We start from the raw sequence: 15,323 nt of genomic DNA on the forward strand, positions 1-15,323 counted from the left end.
GTTCGCCGACGTGCCGCGGGGCGGTACTGCCGGCGATCCCTTCTCCCCGTTCCGGTGCCGCGCAGAGGCCCAGGTCGTCCGCAATGTGCGAAAGCACCGGGAACCTGGGGCGCAGCCTTTGCGCACGCATGTGAGTGAGGCCGCGCAGCCCCTGGCATCGGAGGCTTTACGCGCATAGCGTCGGCGCATGATTGAGCTGCGCGGCCTGACCAAAAGGTACGGGGACAAGACAGCCGTCGACCATCTGACGTTCAGCGTGCGTCCCGGAGTGGTCACCGGCTTCCTCGGCCCCAACGGTGCGGGCAAATCCACGACGATGCGAATGATGCTCGGCCTGGACAGCCCCACCAGCGGTGACGTTCACATCGACGGCAAGCGCTACGACCAGCTCCGCGACCCGCTCAACCACATCGGTGCCCTGCTGGAGGCCAAGGCCGTGCACGGCGGGCGCAGCGCCTACAACCACCTGCTGTGCATGGCGCAGGCCAACAACATCCCGAAGAAGCGGATCGGCACCGTGCTGGACCTGGTCGGGCTCAGCGATGTGTCGAAGAAGCGCCCGAAGGGCTTCTCGCTGGGCATGGGGCAGCGACTCGGCATCGCCGCGGCGCTGCTCGGCGACCCGAAGATCCTGATGTTCGACGAGCCGGTCAACGGTCTGGACCCCGAGGGCATCCAGTGGATCCGCAACCTCATGAAGCATCTGGCCTCGGAGGGCCGCACGGTCTTCGTCTCGTCCCATCTGATGAGCGAAATGGCGCTGACCGCCGAGCACTTGGTGGTCATCGGGCGCGGCAAGCTGCTGGCGGACACCTCGATGGCGGACTTCATCGCCAAGAACTCACGCTCTTTCGTACGCGTGCGCACGCCGCAGCCCGAGCGGATGCGGGACGTGCTGGGAAGCGTCGGCGTCATGCCGGTCTTCGAGCAGGACGGCGGCATGCAGGTCGAGGGCATCGAGCCCGCCCGGATCGGTGAACTCGCCGCCTGGTACCAGGTCGTGCTGCACGAGCTGAGTCCCCAGAAGGCCTCGCTGGAGGAGGCCTTCATGCAGCTGACGGCGGAGTCCGTCGAATACGTGGCACGTGATCAGGCCTCACAGCCGGGACGTCAGCCGGACCGGGGCGCCAAGCCCGTCAGGAGGAAGCGGTAATGCCACACACCACGCGCGTTCTCCGCTCCGAGTGGACCAAGATCCGCTCCGTGCGGTCCACCCTGTGGACGCTGGCGACGGCGCTCATCGTGACGGTCGGGGTCTCCGCCGCCATCTGCGCCGTCACCGCCTCGCAGTTCGACAAGCTGGGCAAGCAGCAGCAGGCCACCTTCGACGCCACGCAGACGAGCTTCTCGGGCTCCGGCCTCGGGCAGCTGGCGATGATCGCGTTCGGCGTGCTGGTCGTCTCCAGCGAGTACAGCACCGGCATGATCCGCACCTCGCTCGCCGCCGTGCCGCAGCGCACCGTCTTCCTCGCATCCAAGATCTTCGTCGCCACGATGCTGGTGCTGGTGGTCGGCATGGCCACGAGCTTCCTGGCCTTCTTCGTCGGGCAGGCCCTGCTGGGCGAGAACAGCGTCTCGATCGAGGACGAGGGCGTGCTGCGCGCCGTGCTGGGCGGCGGGGTCTACATGACGCTGATCGCTCTTTTCTCCATGGGACTGAGTTTCGTGTTGCGCAGTCCCATGCTGGCCTTCGCGATCTTGATGCCGTTCTTCTTCCTGATCTCCAACATCCTCGAGGCGGTCAGCGCGACGAAGAAGTACGCCCACTATCTCCCGGACCAGGCGGGCAAGACGATCACAGCAGTCGTGCCGGAGTCGCTCAACCGTCCGTACGGGCCCTACGAGGGGCTGGCGATCATGGCGGGCTGGGCGGTGGCGGCCCTGATCGCCGGCTGGATCGTCCTCAAGCGCCGCGACGCGTGACCCTCGCCGGGCGGGCACGCGCCGGCAAACACCCGCGTCCGCAGAGCAGTTGCGCGCCCCTGGACCGCACCGAGCCCGCGCCCGGCCCGAGGTCCGTCCCGGGACCGGGGCGGGCTTGACCGCACCGCCGTGCGGCGCGGGCGTCGGCGAAGAACTCGCCGTCTACGGGCGAGGGTTGGCCGTAGGGTCTCCGCATGGTGGACGAGAGCGAGCGAGCCGTGAGATCGGCCATCGACGGGGAACTGCGGCTTCTCGATCCTGAGGTGCGGGCTTCTCCGGCGCTTGTCCTGGAACTTCTGGATCCGGAGTTCGCCGAGATCGGGGCCTCCGGACGCCGGTGGGACGTGGAGTCCGTCCTCACGGTGACGAGTGGCGGCACCGTATCGCCGGATTCGCCGGTCGAGGTCAGTGAAATGGCCGGGATGGCGCTCGCTCCCGGCATCGTTCACCTGACGTACTTCGCCGACAACCAGGGGCGCCGGTCGTGGCGGAGCTCCCTGTGGCGCCTGACAGAAGCCGGTTGGCGACTCTACTTCCACCAGGGCACTCCGACCGACGGAACGGTCGAAAGCGCCTCCCGTTGAGAGGGCGCTGCCTCAGGTCGGGCCCCGGCCGCCGGCACAGCGCCCGGCCGCGCGGGACCGGGAGCGGAGACCGGAGCGGGGACCGGAAGCGCCGCGACGCCTGACGCTCGCCGGACCGTACGGAAGAAGCGCCGCCCGGACGTGGCGGAACAGGCGGTTGCAACGGCCACCGGATGGAACCGATCCGGTCCCTTGTAGCCTCCTAGGCCATGTCCGGGGGCGAGTCAGCCCCGAACTTCGTCCAGGGACAAACGGATGATCGAGGCGTACGGCCTGACAAAGCGCTACGGCGCCAAGACGGCCGTCTACAACCTTTCCTTCCAGGTACGGCCGGGAGCCGTCACCGGCTTTCTGGGGCCCAACGGCTCCGGCAAGTCGACGACGATGCGGATGATCCTGGGCCTGGACACCCCGACCGCGGGCCGGGTCACAGTCGGCGGCCACCCGTTCCGCAATGTGCCGAACGCTCCGCGCCACGTCGGTGCCCTGCTCGATGCCAAGGCCGTGCACGGAGGACGCTCCGCCCGCAGCCATCTGCTGTCGCTGGCCCAGTTGTCGGGCATCCCGGCCCGCCGCGTGGACGAGGTCCTCGGCGTCGTCGGGCTTCAGCAGGTGGCCAAGAAGCGCTCGCAGGGGTTCTCCCTCGGCATGGGCCAGCGGCTCGGCATCGCGGCCGCGCTGCTCGGCGATCCGCAGGTGCTGCTCTTCGACGAGCCGGTCAACGGCCTGGACCCCGAAGGCATCCTCTGGGTCCGCAATCTGATGAAGCAGCTGGCCGGCGAGGGCCGCACCGTCTTCGTCTCCTCGCATCTCATGAGCGAGATGGCGCTGACCGCCGAGCATCTGATCGTCATCGGTCGCGGGCAGTTGATGGCTGACACCTCGGTGAAGGAGTTCATCGCTCAGAACTCCGTGGGCTTCGCCCGAGTCCGTACGCCGGAGGGCGACCCGGGGCAGCAGGAGAAGCTGATGTCCGCGGTGCAGGAGGCCGGCGGCCACGTGCAGCCGGAGGACGACGGAGCTCTGCGCGTCAACGGCCTTCCGCTTCCGCAGATCTCCGAGCTGGCGCACAACGCAGACGTACGGCTGTGGGAACTCTCGCCGCACCAGGCGTCCCTGGAAGAGGCGTACATGCGGCTGACGCAGGGCGCGGTGGACTACCGCTCCACCGCCGACCAGCGCGCCGGCTTCCAGCAGCCGCCGCAGCAGGCGCAGTTGGCAGCGGCACAGCTCGGCGTGCCCATGGGCCCGGGAGGCCCCGGTGCGCCTGGCATGCCGGGAGCGATGCCGCCGCAGGGTCCGCCCATGGGTGCGGGTGCGCCCGGGGCCCCGGGCGGCTGGGGACCTCCGCCCGGAGGGGCGCCCGCGCAGCCGGGGGGCCCGTACGGAGCGGGACCCGGGTACGGGCCGCCGCCGGTGCCGGGCGGTCCCCCGGACCCGTACGCGCACGTGGCCGCCCAGCAGCCTCAGGGCGGGCCTCCGCCGGTGCCGCCGGTGCCAGGCGCTCCCGCGGCGCCGGCCGCGCCCGCCGCCCCCACCGACGCTTCCAGGCCCGACAGCGAGGACAACGCCCGATGACCACGCCGAACCACCCGCACCAGCAGCCGCACCCCGCGCAGCAGCCGCCTCAACAGCCCTACCAAGGCCGGGAGTTCCAGCCGCAGCCCGGCGCGGCACAGCCTTCGCCCGGAGGCGCGGCGGTCGCGGGCACAGCGACCGCACCTCCTCCGCAGGGCGTCCAGGGAGCGCCGTACGGACAGCCCCAGGGCGGCCCTCAGAGCGGGCCTCCGCCCGGCGGCGGCTACGTCTCCCCCATTCCTGTCACGCGCACCCACCTGGGCCACGCGATCGTCTCGGAGTGGACGAAGATCCGCTCGGTCCGCTCGACGGTGTGGACGCTCGGCGTCATGTTCGCCCTCGTCGTCGGCATCGGCCTGCTGACCGCGTCCCTGCTCAGCGGCAACGAGTTCGTGGGGTTGCCGCTGCTCGCTCCGGGCCTCTTCGGGCTGATGCTCGGTCAGATCTGCGTCATCACCCTGGGCGTGCTCGTGGTCACCTCCGAGTACGGCACCGGCATGATCCGCACCACCATGACCGCGTGCCCCAGGCGCGGCCGTGTGCTGATCGCCAAGTCGCTGATCTTCTTCGTGCTCGCGTTCGTCATGACGACGGCGGCCTGCTCGATCACCGCTCTCATCAACTCCACGATGCTCAGCGGCCAGAAGGTCCCCCCGTACGCGGCGAAGGCCGGACCGCTCAAGGACTCCGTCGAGAACGGCGAGTTGGTCGCGACCAGCAGCCACTGGCTCGGCGCCACGGTCGGCGCCGCCCTGTACGTGGCACTGCTGGGCCTGCTGGCCCTGGCGGTCGGTGCTCTGCTGCGGCACTCGGCCGGAGCGATCACGACGATGCTCGGGCTCGTGCTGCTGCCGCTGGTGCTCTCGCTGTTCATGTTCGCCGAGAAGCTGAAGGATGTCCGCGAGGTGCTCATGGAGTACTCGCCGCTCAACGGTCTGGCGTCCCTCTACCGCATCCCCATGTCGGAGGATCAGACCGCGACGGGCTGGCCGCTGCTGGGCATCCTCGCCATCGCGACGGCGGTCACACTGACACTTGCCTTCGTGCTGCTGAACCGCCGGGACGTGTGACGCGGAGCGCGCGTTCGCGCCGGTCGCGTACGCGCGCTCGCGCAACCCTTCGGCGCTTCCGCCATCTTCTGCCGGTCCCTCGCGCGTAAAGACGGACGAGGGGGGCACTGGTCCCGCGCGATTCGTGGACGCGCGCGGACGGAGGACGGCGATGGGTGTGCGCACGTGGCTCGAGAGCTGGCCCGTGTACCGGCAGCTCACCGGTGACGACCCGTTGGGGCGCGGCGCCGCCGCCTCATCTGCGTACACCCGCGGCCTGCGGTCCCGCACCGAGGACGCCGACGAGGTCGTGAAGTCGGTCTGCCCGTACTGCGCCGTGGGCTGCGGGCAGAACGTGTACGTCAAGGACGGCGATGTCGTCCAGATCGAGGGCGACCCGGACTCCCCGGTCAGCCGTGGCCGGCTCTGCCCCAAGGGTTCGGCGACGCTCCAGCTCACCACCGGCGACGCACGCCGCCACGAGGTCCTCTACCGGCGTCCTTACGGGAAGGACTGGGAGAGGCTCGATCTGGAGACCGCCATGGACATGGTGGCGGAACGGGTGATCCGCACGCGACGGGAGACCTGGGAGAGCACGCACGAGGGGATGCGCGTCAACCGCACCCTCGGGATCGCGACGCTCGGCGGCGCCGCCCTCGACAACGAAGAGAACTACCTGATCAAGAAGCTCTTCACGGCTCTGGGCGTCGTCCAGATCGAGAACCAGGCACGGGTGTGCCACAGCTCGACCGTCGCAGGACTCGGCACGTCCTTCGGACGCGGGGGCGCCACAACCTTCCTTCAGGACCTGCAGAATTCGGACTGCATCGTCATCGAGGGGTCGAACTTCGCCGAGGCGCACCCCGTGGGCTTCCAGTGGGTGATGGAGGCCAAGGCGCGCGGCGCCAAGGTCATCCACGTCGATCCGCGGTTCACACGTACGAGCGCGCTGGCCGATCTGCACGTGCCGATCCGGGCCGGCACCGACATCGCGTTCCTCGGCGGCATCGTCAACCACGTCCTCAGCACCGGCTCCGACTTCCGCGAGTACGTCCTCGAATACACCAACGCCGCCACCATCGTCAGCGACGAATTCCAGGACACCGAGGATCTCGACGGCGTCTTCTCCGGCTTCGATCCGGACAGCCGCCGCTATGCGATGCACTCCTGGCAGTACGAGGGCGGCGGCACAGTACAGGCGGCCTCCGGGGAGCGTGACGCGCTGTACGACGAGCGCCTCCAGGGCCCCCGGGCTGCGGCCGGGTCGGGAAAGGCCGAGTCGCACGGCTCGGGCGGGCCGCCTCTCCCGGACGAGTCCGAGTCGCGGCAGGACCGCACGCTTCAGGACCCGCGCTGCGTCTACCAGATCCTCAAGCGGCACTTCTCCCGCTACACCCCGGCGATGGTCGAGGAGACCTGCGGCATTCCGCAGAAGACGTTCCTCGAGGTGTGCCGCGCGCTCGTCGAGAACTCCGGGCCGGACCGCACGAGCGAGTTCTGCTACGCCGTCGGCTGGACGCAGCACACCGTGGGCGCCCAGTACATCCGCACGGCCTGCATCCTCCAGCTGCTGCTGGGCAACATCGGCCGGCCCGGCGGCGGGATCCAGGCATTGCGCGGCCACGCCAGCATCCAGGGCTCCAGCGACATCCCCACGCTCTTCAACCTGCTGCCCGGCTACATCCCCATGCCGCACGCCCACGAGAACGAGGACCTCGACAAGTTCATCGAGGCGGTACGGGCCGACAAGGGCTACTGGGGCAACATGCGCTCCTACTTCGTCAGCCTGATGAAGGCGTACTGGGGAGACGCGGCCACCGCCGAGAACGAGTACTGCTTCGGCTACCTGCCACGCCTCACGGGCTCGCACAGCACGTACGACACCGTCCTCAACCAGCTCGACGGCGAGTGCAAGGGCTACTTCCTGATGGGGGAGAACCCTGCCGTGGGCTCCGCCAACTCCCGTATGCAGCGCCTCGGCATGGCCAACCTGGAGTGGCAGGTCGTCCGGGACTTCTCACTCGTCGAATCGGCGACGTGGTGGAAGGACGGACCCGAGATCGAGACCGGGGAACTGCGCACCGAGGACATCGGCACGGAGGTCTTCTTCTTCCCCGCCGCCGCGCACACCGAGAAGGCGGGGTCCTTCACCAACACCAACCGGTACGTGCAGTGGCACCACGCGGCCAGGGAGCCCGACGGCGAGGCGCGCAGCGACCTGTGGTTCACGTACCACCTCGGCAGGCGGATCCGGGAGCGGCTGAAGGGCTCCCAGGACCCGGTGGACCGGCCGCTGCTCGATCTCACCTGGGACTACCCGACCGAGGGCCCGCTGGAGGAGCCGAGTGCGGAGGCGGTGCTCGCCGAGATCAACGGGTACGACGCCGAGGGCCGGCCCCTCACCCGCTATCAGCAGCTCAAGGACGACGGCTCCACCTCGTGCGGCTGCTGGATCTACTGCGGCGTCCGCGCCGACGGCGTCAACCAGGCCGCCCGCAAGAAGCCACACACGGAACAGGACTGGATCGCCGCCGAGTGGGCCTGGTCGTGGCCGCTCAACCGCCGCGTCCTCTACAACCGCGCCTCCGCCGACCCGGAGGGCAATCCGTGGAGCAGCCGGAAGTCACTGGTGTGGTGGGACGAGGCTCAGGGCCGCTGGACCGGGCACGACATCCCCGACTTCCCCGCCGACCGGCCGCCGTCCTTCCGCCCGGAACCGGACGCGAAGGGTCCCGACGCCATCAGCGGCGTCGATCCGTTCATCATGCAGGCAGACGGCAAGGGCTGGCTCTACGCACCGGCCGGGCTCCTCGACGGGCCGATGCCGACGCACTACGAGCCGCAGGACTCCCCTGTCACCAATCCGTTCTACGAGCAGCAGCGCAGCCCCGTGCGGCAGATCTTCGCGGGTGAGCACAACGACTACCACCCATCCCCCACCGAGCCCGGCGGCGATGTGTACCCGTACGTGGTCACGACGTACCGACTCACCGAGCACTTCACGAGCGGCGGCATGACCCGCTGGTCGCCGTATCTGGCGGAGCTGCAGCCGGAGTTCTTCTGCGAGGTCTCCCCGCAGCTGGCCGCCGAGCGCGGCCTGAAGCACGCGGGGTGGGCCACGATCGTCACGGCGCGCTCCGCCGTCGAGGCGCGGGTGCTGGTCACGGAGCGGATGTCCCCGGTACGGGCCGGCGGGCGCACCATCCATCAGATCGGGCTGCCCTACCACTGGGGACACAACGGCGCTTCGACGGGCGACTCGGCGAACGAACTGACGGCCATCGCCCTCGACCCGAACGTGCACATCCAGGAGACCAAGGCCCTCACCGCCGACATCCGTCCCGGGCGCAGGCCCCGCGGCCCGGATCTGCTGCGTCTGCTGGAGGAGTACCGGGAACGCGGCGGCGTCGGCGAACAGACGGGAATGGAGGTACGGGGATGACCGGCTCCGGCACGCGGCAGGCCCGCAGCGGTGAGAGCTCCCTCGCCGGACGCAACCTGCTCGCCGGCCCCGAGAGGGACCCGGCCGGGGACGCGGGACACGGCGCACCCGGCGAACACCCGCCCCGCATGGGCTTCTTCACGGACACCTCCGTCTGCATCGGCTGCAAGGCGTGCGAGGTGGCCTGCAAGGAGTGGAACGCCATCCCGGAGGACGGCCTCGACCTCACCGGGATGAGCTACGACAACTCCCAGGGCCTCGGCGCCTCGACGTGGCGGCACGTCGCGTTCATCGAGCAGAGCAAGCCCGTCGGACACGCACACGCGGACGTCGACCACAGCGACGTCGACGTCCTGGCGCTCGCGTCGCAGGGCTCGGGCACGGACCCCGTGGACGCGGCGATCACACCGACGACTCCGGCCGCGGACCCGGCCGCCGAGCCGGACGGCGGCGGCCGTGGCGAGCTGCGCTGGCTGATGTCGTCCGACGTCTGCAAGCACTGCACGCACGCCGCATGCCTCGACGTGTGTCCCACGGGGTCGCTCTTCCGCACCGAGTTCGGCACGGTCGTCGTGCAGGAGGACATCTGCAACGGCTGCGGCTACTGCGTACCGGCCTGCCCGTACGGCGTCATCGAGCAACGCCCGCACGACGGCAGGGCGTTCAAATGCACGATGTGCTACGACCGGCTCGGCGCCGGGCAGGAACCGGCCTGCGCGAAGGCGTGCCCCACGGAGTCCATCCAGTTCGGGCCGCTCGACGAGTTGCGGGTGCGTGCGCAGGAGCGTGTCGACCAGCTGCACGAGGCCGGTGTGCCCGACGCGCGCCTCTACGGACACGATCCCGAGGACGGTGTGGGCGGCGACGGCGCGTTCTTCCTCCTGCTGGACGAGCCGGAGGTGTACGGGCTGCCGCCGGACCCCGTCGTCACCACCCGCGATCTGCCCGCCATGTGGCGGCACGCGGGAGCGGCGGCGCTCACCCTGATCGGCGGGCTGGCGGCCGTGTTCGCGGCGCACGGGAGCAACCGTGGACGGATGAGGAGGACGTGGCGATGAGCGGCGGGACTCACGGCGGGGGCGGCCCGGGCGAGAACGGCCACGGAGACGGCCGCGGCAACGGCTACAAGCCCGGACAGATCTACGGCAATCCCGCCGAGGAGCGGGCGTCGGGCAGCGTCGCCGATGTGACGAAGGAGGGGCTGCGAGGCGTACGTCCCGGACGTGCCGCACTCGTGGGCGGCCAGGACCTCACCGGCGGAGACGGAGACGGCACGCCCGCCACCCGCAGCTCGGTGACGGACCAGGACCGGAACGCGGACCGGGCCGGGAGCGGGCACAGGGGCAAGGGCCGGCACCGCGGCGGCCGCAGGCGGGGCCGCAAGGGCGAGCGGACGATGGTGCCGGAAGCCGAGTTCACCTCGTACTACGGCAGGCCGGTGCTCAACCAGCCTGCTTGGCAGCCGCTGAACATCGCCGGCTACTTCTTCCTCGGTGGTCTGGCGGGTGCCGGATCGGTGCTGGCGACCGGAGCCGAGCTGACCGGACGCCCCGTCATGGCTCGTGCTCTGAAGACCAGCTCCGCGGTCGCGGTCGCCGGTTCGGCCGCCGCCCTCATCCACGACCTGGGCCGTCCCGGCCGTTTCGCCAACATGCTCCGGGTGTTCAAGCCGACCTCCCCCATGAGCGTCGGCTCGTGGCTCCTCTCGGTGTACGGACCGGCGTGCGGCGCGGCGGCCCTGTGCGACCTCTCGGGGCGGCTTCCGCGCCTGGGCCGGGCGGCTGGTGCGGGTGCGGCACTGCTCGGGCCGGCGGTCGCCGCGTACACGGCGGTCCTCGCGGCGGACACGGCCGTGCCCGGCTGGCACGAGGGCTACCGCGAGCTGCCCTTCGTGTTCGTCGGTTCGGCGGCAACAGCCGCCTCCGGCATGGCACTTGCGATGTCCCCGACGGCGGAGAACGGTCCGGCGCGCACCGCCGCGCTCGCCGGAACCGCCCTGGAGAACGCGGCGGTCAAGGCGATGGAGCGCCGGCTCGGCCTCGTCGCCGAGGTCTACCGCACGGGTACGGGCGGACGCTGGATGCGTGCCGCCGAGACACTGTCGGCGGCCGGTGCGGCCGGTGCCGCGCTGCTCGCCGGGCGCAGTCGCGTGGCCGCGGGCGCCAGCGGGCTGGCTCTCCTCGCGGCCTCCGCGTGCACGCGGCTGGGCGTCTTTCACGCGGGAATCGAGTCCTCCAAGGACCCGAAGTACACCGTCGTGCCCCAGCGGGAGCGGCTGCGCCGCCGCGAGCAGGAGGGCGGGCTCGCCGGGCGAAGCGGCGGGCGCCGGATCCCCGGCGATCGGTCGCCCCCGGCGTGAGCCCTCCCCGGTGTCCGGCGTGAGCCCTCCCCGGTGTCAGCCGGCGCGCCCCGTGTCAGTCGCTCCCGGTGTCAGTCGCCCCCGCATCCGCGAGCAGGTCGCGGACCTCGTCGATGCCCGTCTCCTGGAGTTCCTCCCCGACGAACAGCCAGCGGGTGATGCCCACCGATTCCAGGAACCCCAGGTCGTGCGCGGCGACGAGCAGCGCACCCTCGTACGAGGCGAGCGCGCTCGTCAACTGCCGCACGCCCGCCATGTCGAGGTTGTTGGTCGGCTCGTCCAGCATCAGCAGCTGAGGCGGTGGAGAGGCGAGCAGCATCGCCGCGAGGGCGGCGCGAAGGCGCTCCCCACCCGAGAGCGTGCCGGCGAGCTGTTCGGCCCGCGCGCCCTTGAACAGGAAGCGCGCGAGCTGCGAACGGATCTGGTTGTCCGTCACGCCCGGAGCCACACGGGCCACGTTCGCCGCGATGCTCAGCTCCTCGTCCAGCACGTCCAGGCGCTGCGGCAGGAACCGCAGCGGTACGGACACCTCGGCGTGGCCCGACAGCGGTTCGAGCTGACCGGCGAGGGTGCGCAGCAGTGTGGTCTTGCCCGCGCCGTTGCGCCCGACGAGCGCGACGCGTTCGGGTCCGCGGACCTGGAGCTCCGCCTCCCGCAGCCTCCCGTACCGGGGGCGCAGCTCGCGCAGCGTCAGCACCGTGCGGCCGGCCGGGACCGCGGTGCGGGGAAGGTCGACGCGGATCTCCTCGTCGTTCCGTACCGCTTCGGCGGCCTCCTCCCGCCGCTCGCGCGCCTGGTGGAGACGGTCCTCCTGCACGCCGCGCAGCCTGCCCGCCGACTCCTGCGCCGACCGCTTGCGTTCACCGGCGACGATTCTCGGGGCCCGCCGCTGGGCGTCCATCTTCCGGCTGTTGCGCCGTCGGCGTGCCACCTTGATCTGTGTCTCCTCCAGTTCGCGCTTCTGCCGGCGTACGTCCGACTCGGCGGCGCGCAGCGTCCGGCCGGCCGCCTCCTGCTGTGCGGCCAGCGCCTCCTGGTACGCGGACCAGCCGCCTCCGTACGAGGTCACCGAACCGGAGCGCAGCTCCGCGATGCGGTCCACCCGCTCCAGCAGTTCACGGTCGTGGCTGACGACGACCAGGACTCCGGAACGCCAGGAGTCGACGGCCTCGTGGAGTCGCCGGCGGGCGAACAGGTCGAGGTTGTTGGTCGGTTCGTCCAGCAGCAGCACATCGGGACGCTCCAGAAGCAGCGCGGCCAGGCGCAGCAGTACGGTCTCGCCGCCGGACAGCTCGCCGACCGTGCGGTCCAGGCCGGCCTCGGCGAGGCCGAGCGAGCCCAGCGTCGCCAGGGCCCGCTCCTCGACGTCCCAGTCGTCCCCGACGGTCTCGAAGTGCTCGTCGCTCACCTCCCCCGCCTCGATGGCCCGCAGCGCCCGGCGCCGTTCGGCGATGCCGAGGGCCTCCTCAACGCGGAGCGCCGTGTCGAGAGTGATGTCCTGCGGGAGGTGGGCGAGTCTGCCGCCCACGGTGACGGACCCCTGTGAGGGGCGCAGGCGCCCGGCCAGCAGCCCGAGCAGTGTCGACTTGCCGGAGCCGTTGGCGCCGACGAGGCCGGTGCGGCCCCGTCCGATGGTGAGCGAGAGCTGGTCGAAGACGGCGGTGCCGTCGGGCCACCGGAAGGACAGGCCGGAGCAAGTCACGGAGGAACCAGGGGCGTTGAAGCCGTTGTCGGCGTTGGGCATGGTGATTCTCGCAGTCGCGTGCGCGGCGGATAAGGGCGTCGTGTGCGAGCACCACGCGGCGGCGGAACCGTGAGAGGGGTGTGGCCCTGGCCCTGCGGAGGGGTGGGGACGGCCGATGCCGAGGTCGCATCCACGCGTCGTCACGGGCGGCTGGGAAGCCTGCCCGGAGTGACGGTCGCACGGCAGAGCCGTGGCGCGTGGTGATCGCGGACCTCAGATGCGCAACGTCCACCTCTATCGGAGACGACAGGACCCAGGAACTGTACCGCGGCTGCCCGTGCCGGCGCCGGTCCGGAAGGCCGGCGGACCGGCAGGGGGAAGTTCAGTGCCGGGGCGGCCGACGGACGGTTCGGTACCGGGATCCGGTGGCCGCGACAGCGAGGGATCCGGTGGCGGCGTTCAGTACCGGGGCGCGTTGCGCGAGCGCTGAACGCGCGTACCGCGCCGGTCGCGGGCGCCCCAGCAGGCCTTGTGCCAGTGGCGACGGTCGTCCACGTCGCCCATGCGGGGCCAGGCCACCACGTGGGGCACCCCGGGCGGGATCTCCTGGTCGCAGCCGGGGCAGCGGTACCGCTTGCCCGCCGAGCCCCCCACCTGCCGTACGGCCCACTCCTCGCCACGCCACTCCTCGGTGCGCTCGAGCCCGTACCGCGTGCCCGCACCTTCCTCGCGGCCGTCGGCGGGGGACTTGGCTGAACCGCCGCGGGGACGGTTGCGACGCGGAGACACGGACACCTCGGAGGCTCGGAGGGCGGGTGCTCCCCACAGTAGCCACAGATCCCCCGCATAGCCGCAGCCCCCGTGCAGGAACGGACCGATAGAGCGAACAGCCTGTTGCCGCCTGCCGTTCATCGGAACAATCGGTATCGAGGCCGTGCCCATGGCACGTGTCAGCCGTTAATGCCAGGAGGGGCCCGTACGCTCAAGAGGACGGAGCAGCATGCGAGTTGGAGCATTCGTGCTGGCCGCACAGTTCCCCGGGCAGGACCAGAGGGAGCCTCTGCACAGAGCGGTGCGCACGGCGGAGACCGCGGAGGAGCACGGACTCGATTCCGTCTGGCTCGCTGAGCACCACTTCGTTCCCTACGGCGTCTGCCCGTCCGCGGTGACGCTCGCCGCGATGCTGCTGGGACGCACGCGGCGCATCGGGGTCGGCACGGCCGTCTCCGTACTCCCCAACGCACATCCGGTCGCCCTCGGCGAGCAGTCCGCGCTGCTGCACCTCACGTCCGGGGGCCGCTTCACGCTCGGTGTGGGACGTGGCGGGCCCTGGGTGGATCTGGAGGTACTGGGCGGCGGTCTCGACGCCTTCGAGAACGGCTTCCCGGAGTCGCTGGATCTGCTGCTGCGCTGGCTGCGTGAGTCGCGGGTCGGCGCCGACGGCGAGCGCTACCGGTTCCGTGAGGTCGACGTCGTGCCCCGCTGCGAGGAGCCCTTCGCGGCCACGGGCGCCCCGGCCGCCGGACAGGACACCGCGGACGGACGGCAGTTGAGCCGTCCCACGGTCCTCGTCGCCTGCACCTCACCCGGGTCGGTACGCATCGCGGCACGACGCTGTCTGCCGATGCTTCTCGGCATGCACTGCGGCGACGAGGAGAAGGCGGAGGTCGTCACGATGTGGCGACGTGAGGCGCGCGACGCGGGCCACGGCCCCGACGAGATCGAGCAGGCGGCCTCGCTGCACGTGTCCGCCGGAGTGGCCCAGGTCGGCGACAACACCGCCGAAGCGGTGGAGGCGCTGACGAAGGCGATGCCCGGCTGGTTCAGCGCAGGGCTCGGCGCCCACCGCACCGTGGACGGGCGTGAGCGCAGGATGCGGGATCCGCTCGGCTACACCGAACTGCTCACCCGGCTGCACCCGGTCGGCACCCCGCAGCTGTGCGCCGACCGCCTCTCCGCGACGAGCGAGCGCACCGGCATCGGCCGTTTCGCGCTTCTCGTCGAGGGCTCCGGCGACCTCGCCTCGACCGAACGCAATGTCCAGCGGCTGGGCGAAGAGGTCCTGTCCCTGCTCCCCCCGGGGCGGTGAACTCCCCCGCGACCACCAACCGTTGAGACACCAGGCGGCTCACCCACAACACGCTGCCGCTGCCCACGGGAGCAGCGGCAGCGTGGCACAGGAAGCCGCTACGCGCGTCAGCAGTCGCGAAGTGTCGGCGACTGGTTGAGCAGCTGACCGCGGACGGAGGTGAAGCGCGCCAGCCTCTCGTCGACCGCGTCGTCCAGGGGGAAGACAGCGACGCGGTGACAGTTCTGGAAAGCGAGCCGTACTCCGAAGTGACGTTCCAGCGCGCCGCGTATCGCGTCGCTGGCGAGAGCTCGCAGCAGCTGGCCGCGGGCCTGCTCGTCCGGTGGCGGCGTCTGGTTGTCGGCGAACTCGCCGCCGTCCACCTTGAGCCGGGCCACCAGCGTGCTGATCATCTCCCATGCGTACGGGAGCGAGGTACGGACGCAGTCGACGAAGTCACGCTCGTCGACTTCGCCCCGTTCTGCCTGTTCCAGCAGAGCCGGTGAGACGTCGAGCGACATGGGTTCTCCTCTCGCGACCCCAGGGGATATATGGGGTCTTCATGATGGATTGGAAGGGACCCGCTCGGCGCCGGGTGTTCATACGACTCCGTACGGCGACACCCCCCATCGTTAA

At 70.9% G+C, this 15,323-nt stretch carries 12 protein-coding genes; 9 read left to right on the plus strand and 3 right to left on the minus strand.

Annotated features, from left to right (window positions below):
* The first annotated feature begins 187 nt into the window (after positions 1-187).
* From G4Z16_RS08980 to nrfD, 8 genes are all read left to right on the plus strand, one after another.
* Positions 188-1,153, plus strand: coding sequence for an ABC transporter ATP-binding protein (locus tag G4Z16_RS08980; protein WP_197350339.1), 966 nt, complete (start codon positions 188-190; stop codon positions 1,151-1,153).
* Entirely contained in the window at positions 1,153-1,923 is a 771-nt protein-coding gene (locus G4Z16_RS08985) for an ABC transporter permease (protein ID WP_197350340.1), read from the plus strand. Before G4Z16_RS08980 ends, G4Z16_RS08985 begins: the two co-directional genes overlap by 1 nt.
* Positions 1,924-2,117: 194 nt before the next feature.
* Positions 2,118-2,507 (plus strand): nuclear transport factor 2 family protein, encoded by a 390-nt coding sequence (locus tag G4Z16_RS08990; RefSeq protein ID WP_197350341.1) that lies wholly within the window; start codon positions 2,118-2,120, stop codon positions 2,505-2,507.
* Positions 2,508-2,762: 255 nt separating this feature from the next.
* Positions 2,763-4,085: an ATP-binding cassette domain-containing protein gene (locus tag G4Z16_RS08995; RefSeq protein WP_197350342.1), complete on the plus strand. Its 1,323-nt coding sequence runs from the start codon at positions 2,763-2,765 to the stop codon at positions 4,083-4,085.
* Positions 4,082-5,155, plus strand: a complete 1,074-nt coding sequence (locus tag G4Z16_RS09000) for an ABC transporter permease (RefSeq protein WP_197350343.1) — start codon at positions 4,082-4,084, stop codon at positions 5,153-5,155. The genes G4Z16_RS08995 and G4Z16_RS09000 overlap by 4 nt, the downstream gene beginning before the upstream one ends.
* A gap of 151 nt (positions 5,156-5,306) precedes the next feature.
* Complete coding sequence (fdh, locus tag G4Z16_RS09005; protein WP_197350344.1) at positions 5,307-8,576, plus strand: formate dehydrogenase; 3,270 nt, start codon at positions 5,307-5,309, stop codon at positions 8,574-8,576.
* Positions 8,573-9,634 carry a 4Fe-4S dicluster domain-containing protein gene (locus G4Z16_RS09010; protein WP_197350345.1) on the plus strand — a complete coding sequence of 354 codons (1,062 nt, stop codon included), beginning with the start codon at positions 8,573-8,575 and terminating at the stop codon, positions 9,632-9,634. Before fdh ends, G4Z16_RS09010 begins: the two co-directional genes overlap by 4 nt.
* 338 nt (positions 9,635-9,972) lie before the next feature.
* Positions 9,973-10,935, plus strand: coding sequence for an NrfD/PsrC family molybdoenzyme membrane anchor subunit (gene nrfD / locus G4Z16_RS09015; protein WP_246531252.1), 963 nt, complete (start codon positions 9,973-9,975; stop codon positions 10,933-10,935).
* 55 nt (positions 10,936-10,990) lie between these two features.
* Here the strand turns inward: nrfD and G4Z16_RS09020 are convergent, their stop codons facing one another.
* Entirely contained in the window at positions 10,991-12,679 is a 1,689-nt protein-coding gene (locus tag G4Z16_RS09020) for an ABC-F family ATP-binding cassette domain-containing protein (RefSeq protein ID WP_197350347.1), read from the minus strand.
* 399 nt (positions 12,680-13,078) lie between these two features.
* Positions 13,079-13,408: an ATP/GTP-binding protein gene (locus G4Z16_RS09025; protein ID WP_197350348.1), complete on the minus strand. Its 330-nt coding sequence runs from the start codon at positions 13,406-13,408 to the stop codon at positions 13,079-13,081.
* A 211-nt stretch (positions 13,409-13,619) separates the two neighbouring features.
* On the opposite strand from G4Z16_RS09025, the gene G4Z16_RS09030 reads away from it, so the two are divergent.
* Positions 13,620-14,708 (plus strand): LLM class flavin-dependent oxidoreductase, encoded by a 1,089-nt coding sequence (locus tag G4Z16_RS09030; RefSeq protein WP_197350349.1) that lies wholly within the window; start codon positions 13,620-13,622, stop codon positions 14,706-14,708.
* A gap of 107 nt (positions 14,709-14,815) precedes the next feature.
* Here G4Z16_RS09030 and G4Z16_RS09035 read toward each other — a convergent pair whose 3' ends face one another.
* Entirely contained in the window at positions 14,816-15,208 is a 393-nt protein-coding gene (locus G4Z16_RS09035; RefSeq protein ID WP_197350350.1) for an SCO5389 family protein, read from the minus strand.
* Positions 15,209-15,323 lie beyond the last annotated feature (115 nt).

Origin of the sequence: Streptomyces bathyalis (assembly GCF_015910445.1) — a bacterium.
In the GTDB taxonomy this organism is placed as follows: domain Bacteria; phylum Actinomycetota; class Actinomycetes; order Streptomycetales; family Streptomycetaceae; genus Streptomyces; species Streptomyces bathyalis.

What these genes read in the sequence shown, in the direction of transcription:
- G4Z16_RS09030 (WP_197350349.1), top strand. Translation starts at nt 13,620, where the DNA reads ATGCGAGTTGGAGCATTCGTGCTGGCCGCACAGTTCCCCGGGCAGGAC.
- G4Z16_RS08995 (WP_197350342.1), top strand. Translation starts at nt 2,763, where the DNA reads ATGATCGAGGCGTACGGCCTGACAAAGCGCTACGGCGCCAAGACGGCC.
- nrfD (WP_246531252.1), top strand. Translation starts at nt 9,973, where the DNA reads ATGGTGCCGGAAGCCGAGTTCACCTCGTACTACGGCAGGCCGGTGCTC.
- G4Z16_RS09035 (WP_197350350.1), bottom strand. Translation starts at nt 15,208, where the DNA reads ATGTCGCTCGACGTCTCACCGGCTCTGCTGGAACAGGCAGAACGGGGC.
- G4Z16_RS08990 (WP_197350341.1), top strand. Translation starts at nt 2,118, where the DNA reads ATGGTGGACGAGAGCGAGCGAGCCGTGAGATCGGCCATCGACGGGGAA.
- G4Z16_RS09020 (WP_197350347.1), bottom strand. Translation starts at nt 12,679, where the DNA reads ATGCCCAACGCCGACAACGGCTTCAACGCCCCTGGTTCCTCCGTGACT.
- G4Z16_RS08980 (WP_197350339.1), top strand. Translation starts at nt 188, where the DNA reads ATGATTGAGCTGCGCGGCCTGACCAAAAGGTACGGGGACAAGACAGCC.
- G4Z16_RS09000 (WP_197350343.1), top strand. Translation starts at nt 4,082, where the DNA reads ATGACCACGCCGAACCACCCGCACCAGCAGCCGCACCCCGCGCAGCAG.
- G4Z16_RS09010 (WP_197350345.1), top strand. Translation starts at nt 8,573, where the DNA reads ATGACCGGCTCCGGCACGCGGCAGGCCCGCAGCGGTGAGAGCTCCCTC.
- G4Z16_RS08985 (WP_197350340.1), top strand. Translation starts at nt 1,153, where the DNA reads ATGCCACACACCACGCGCGTTCTCCGCTCCGAGTGGACCAAGATCCGC.
- fdh (WP_197350344.1), top strand. Translation starts at nt 5,307, where the DNA reads ATGGGTGTGCGCACGTGGCTCGAGAGCTGGCCCGTGTACCGGCAGCTC.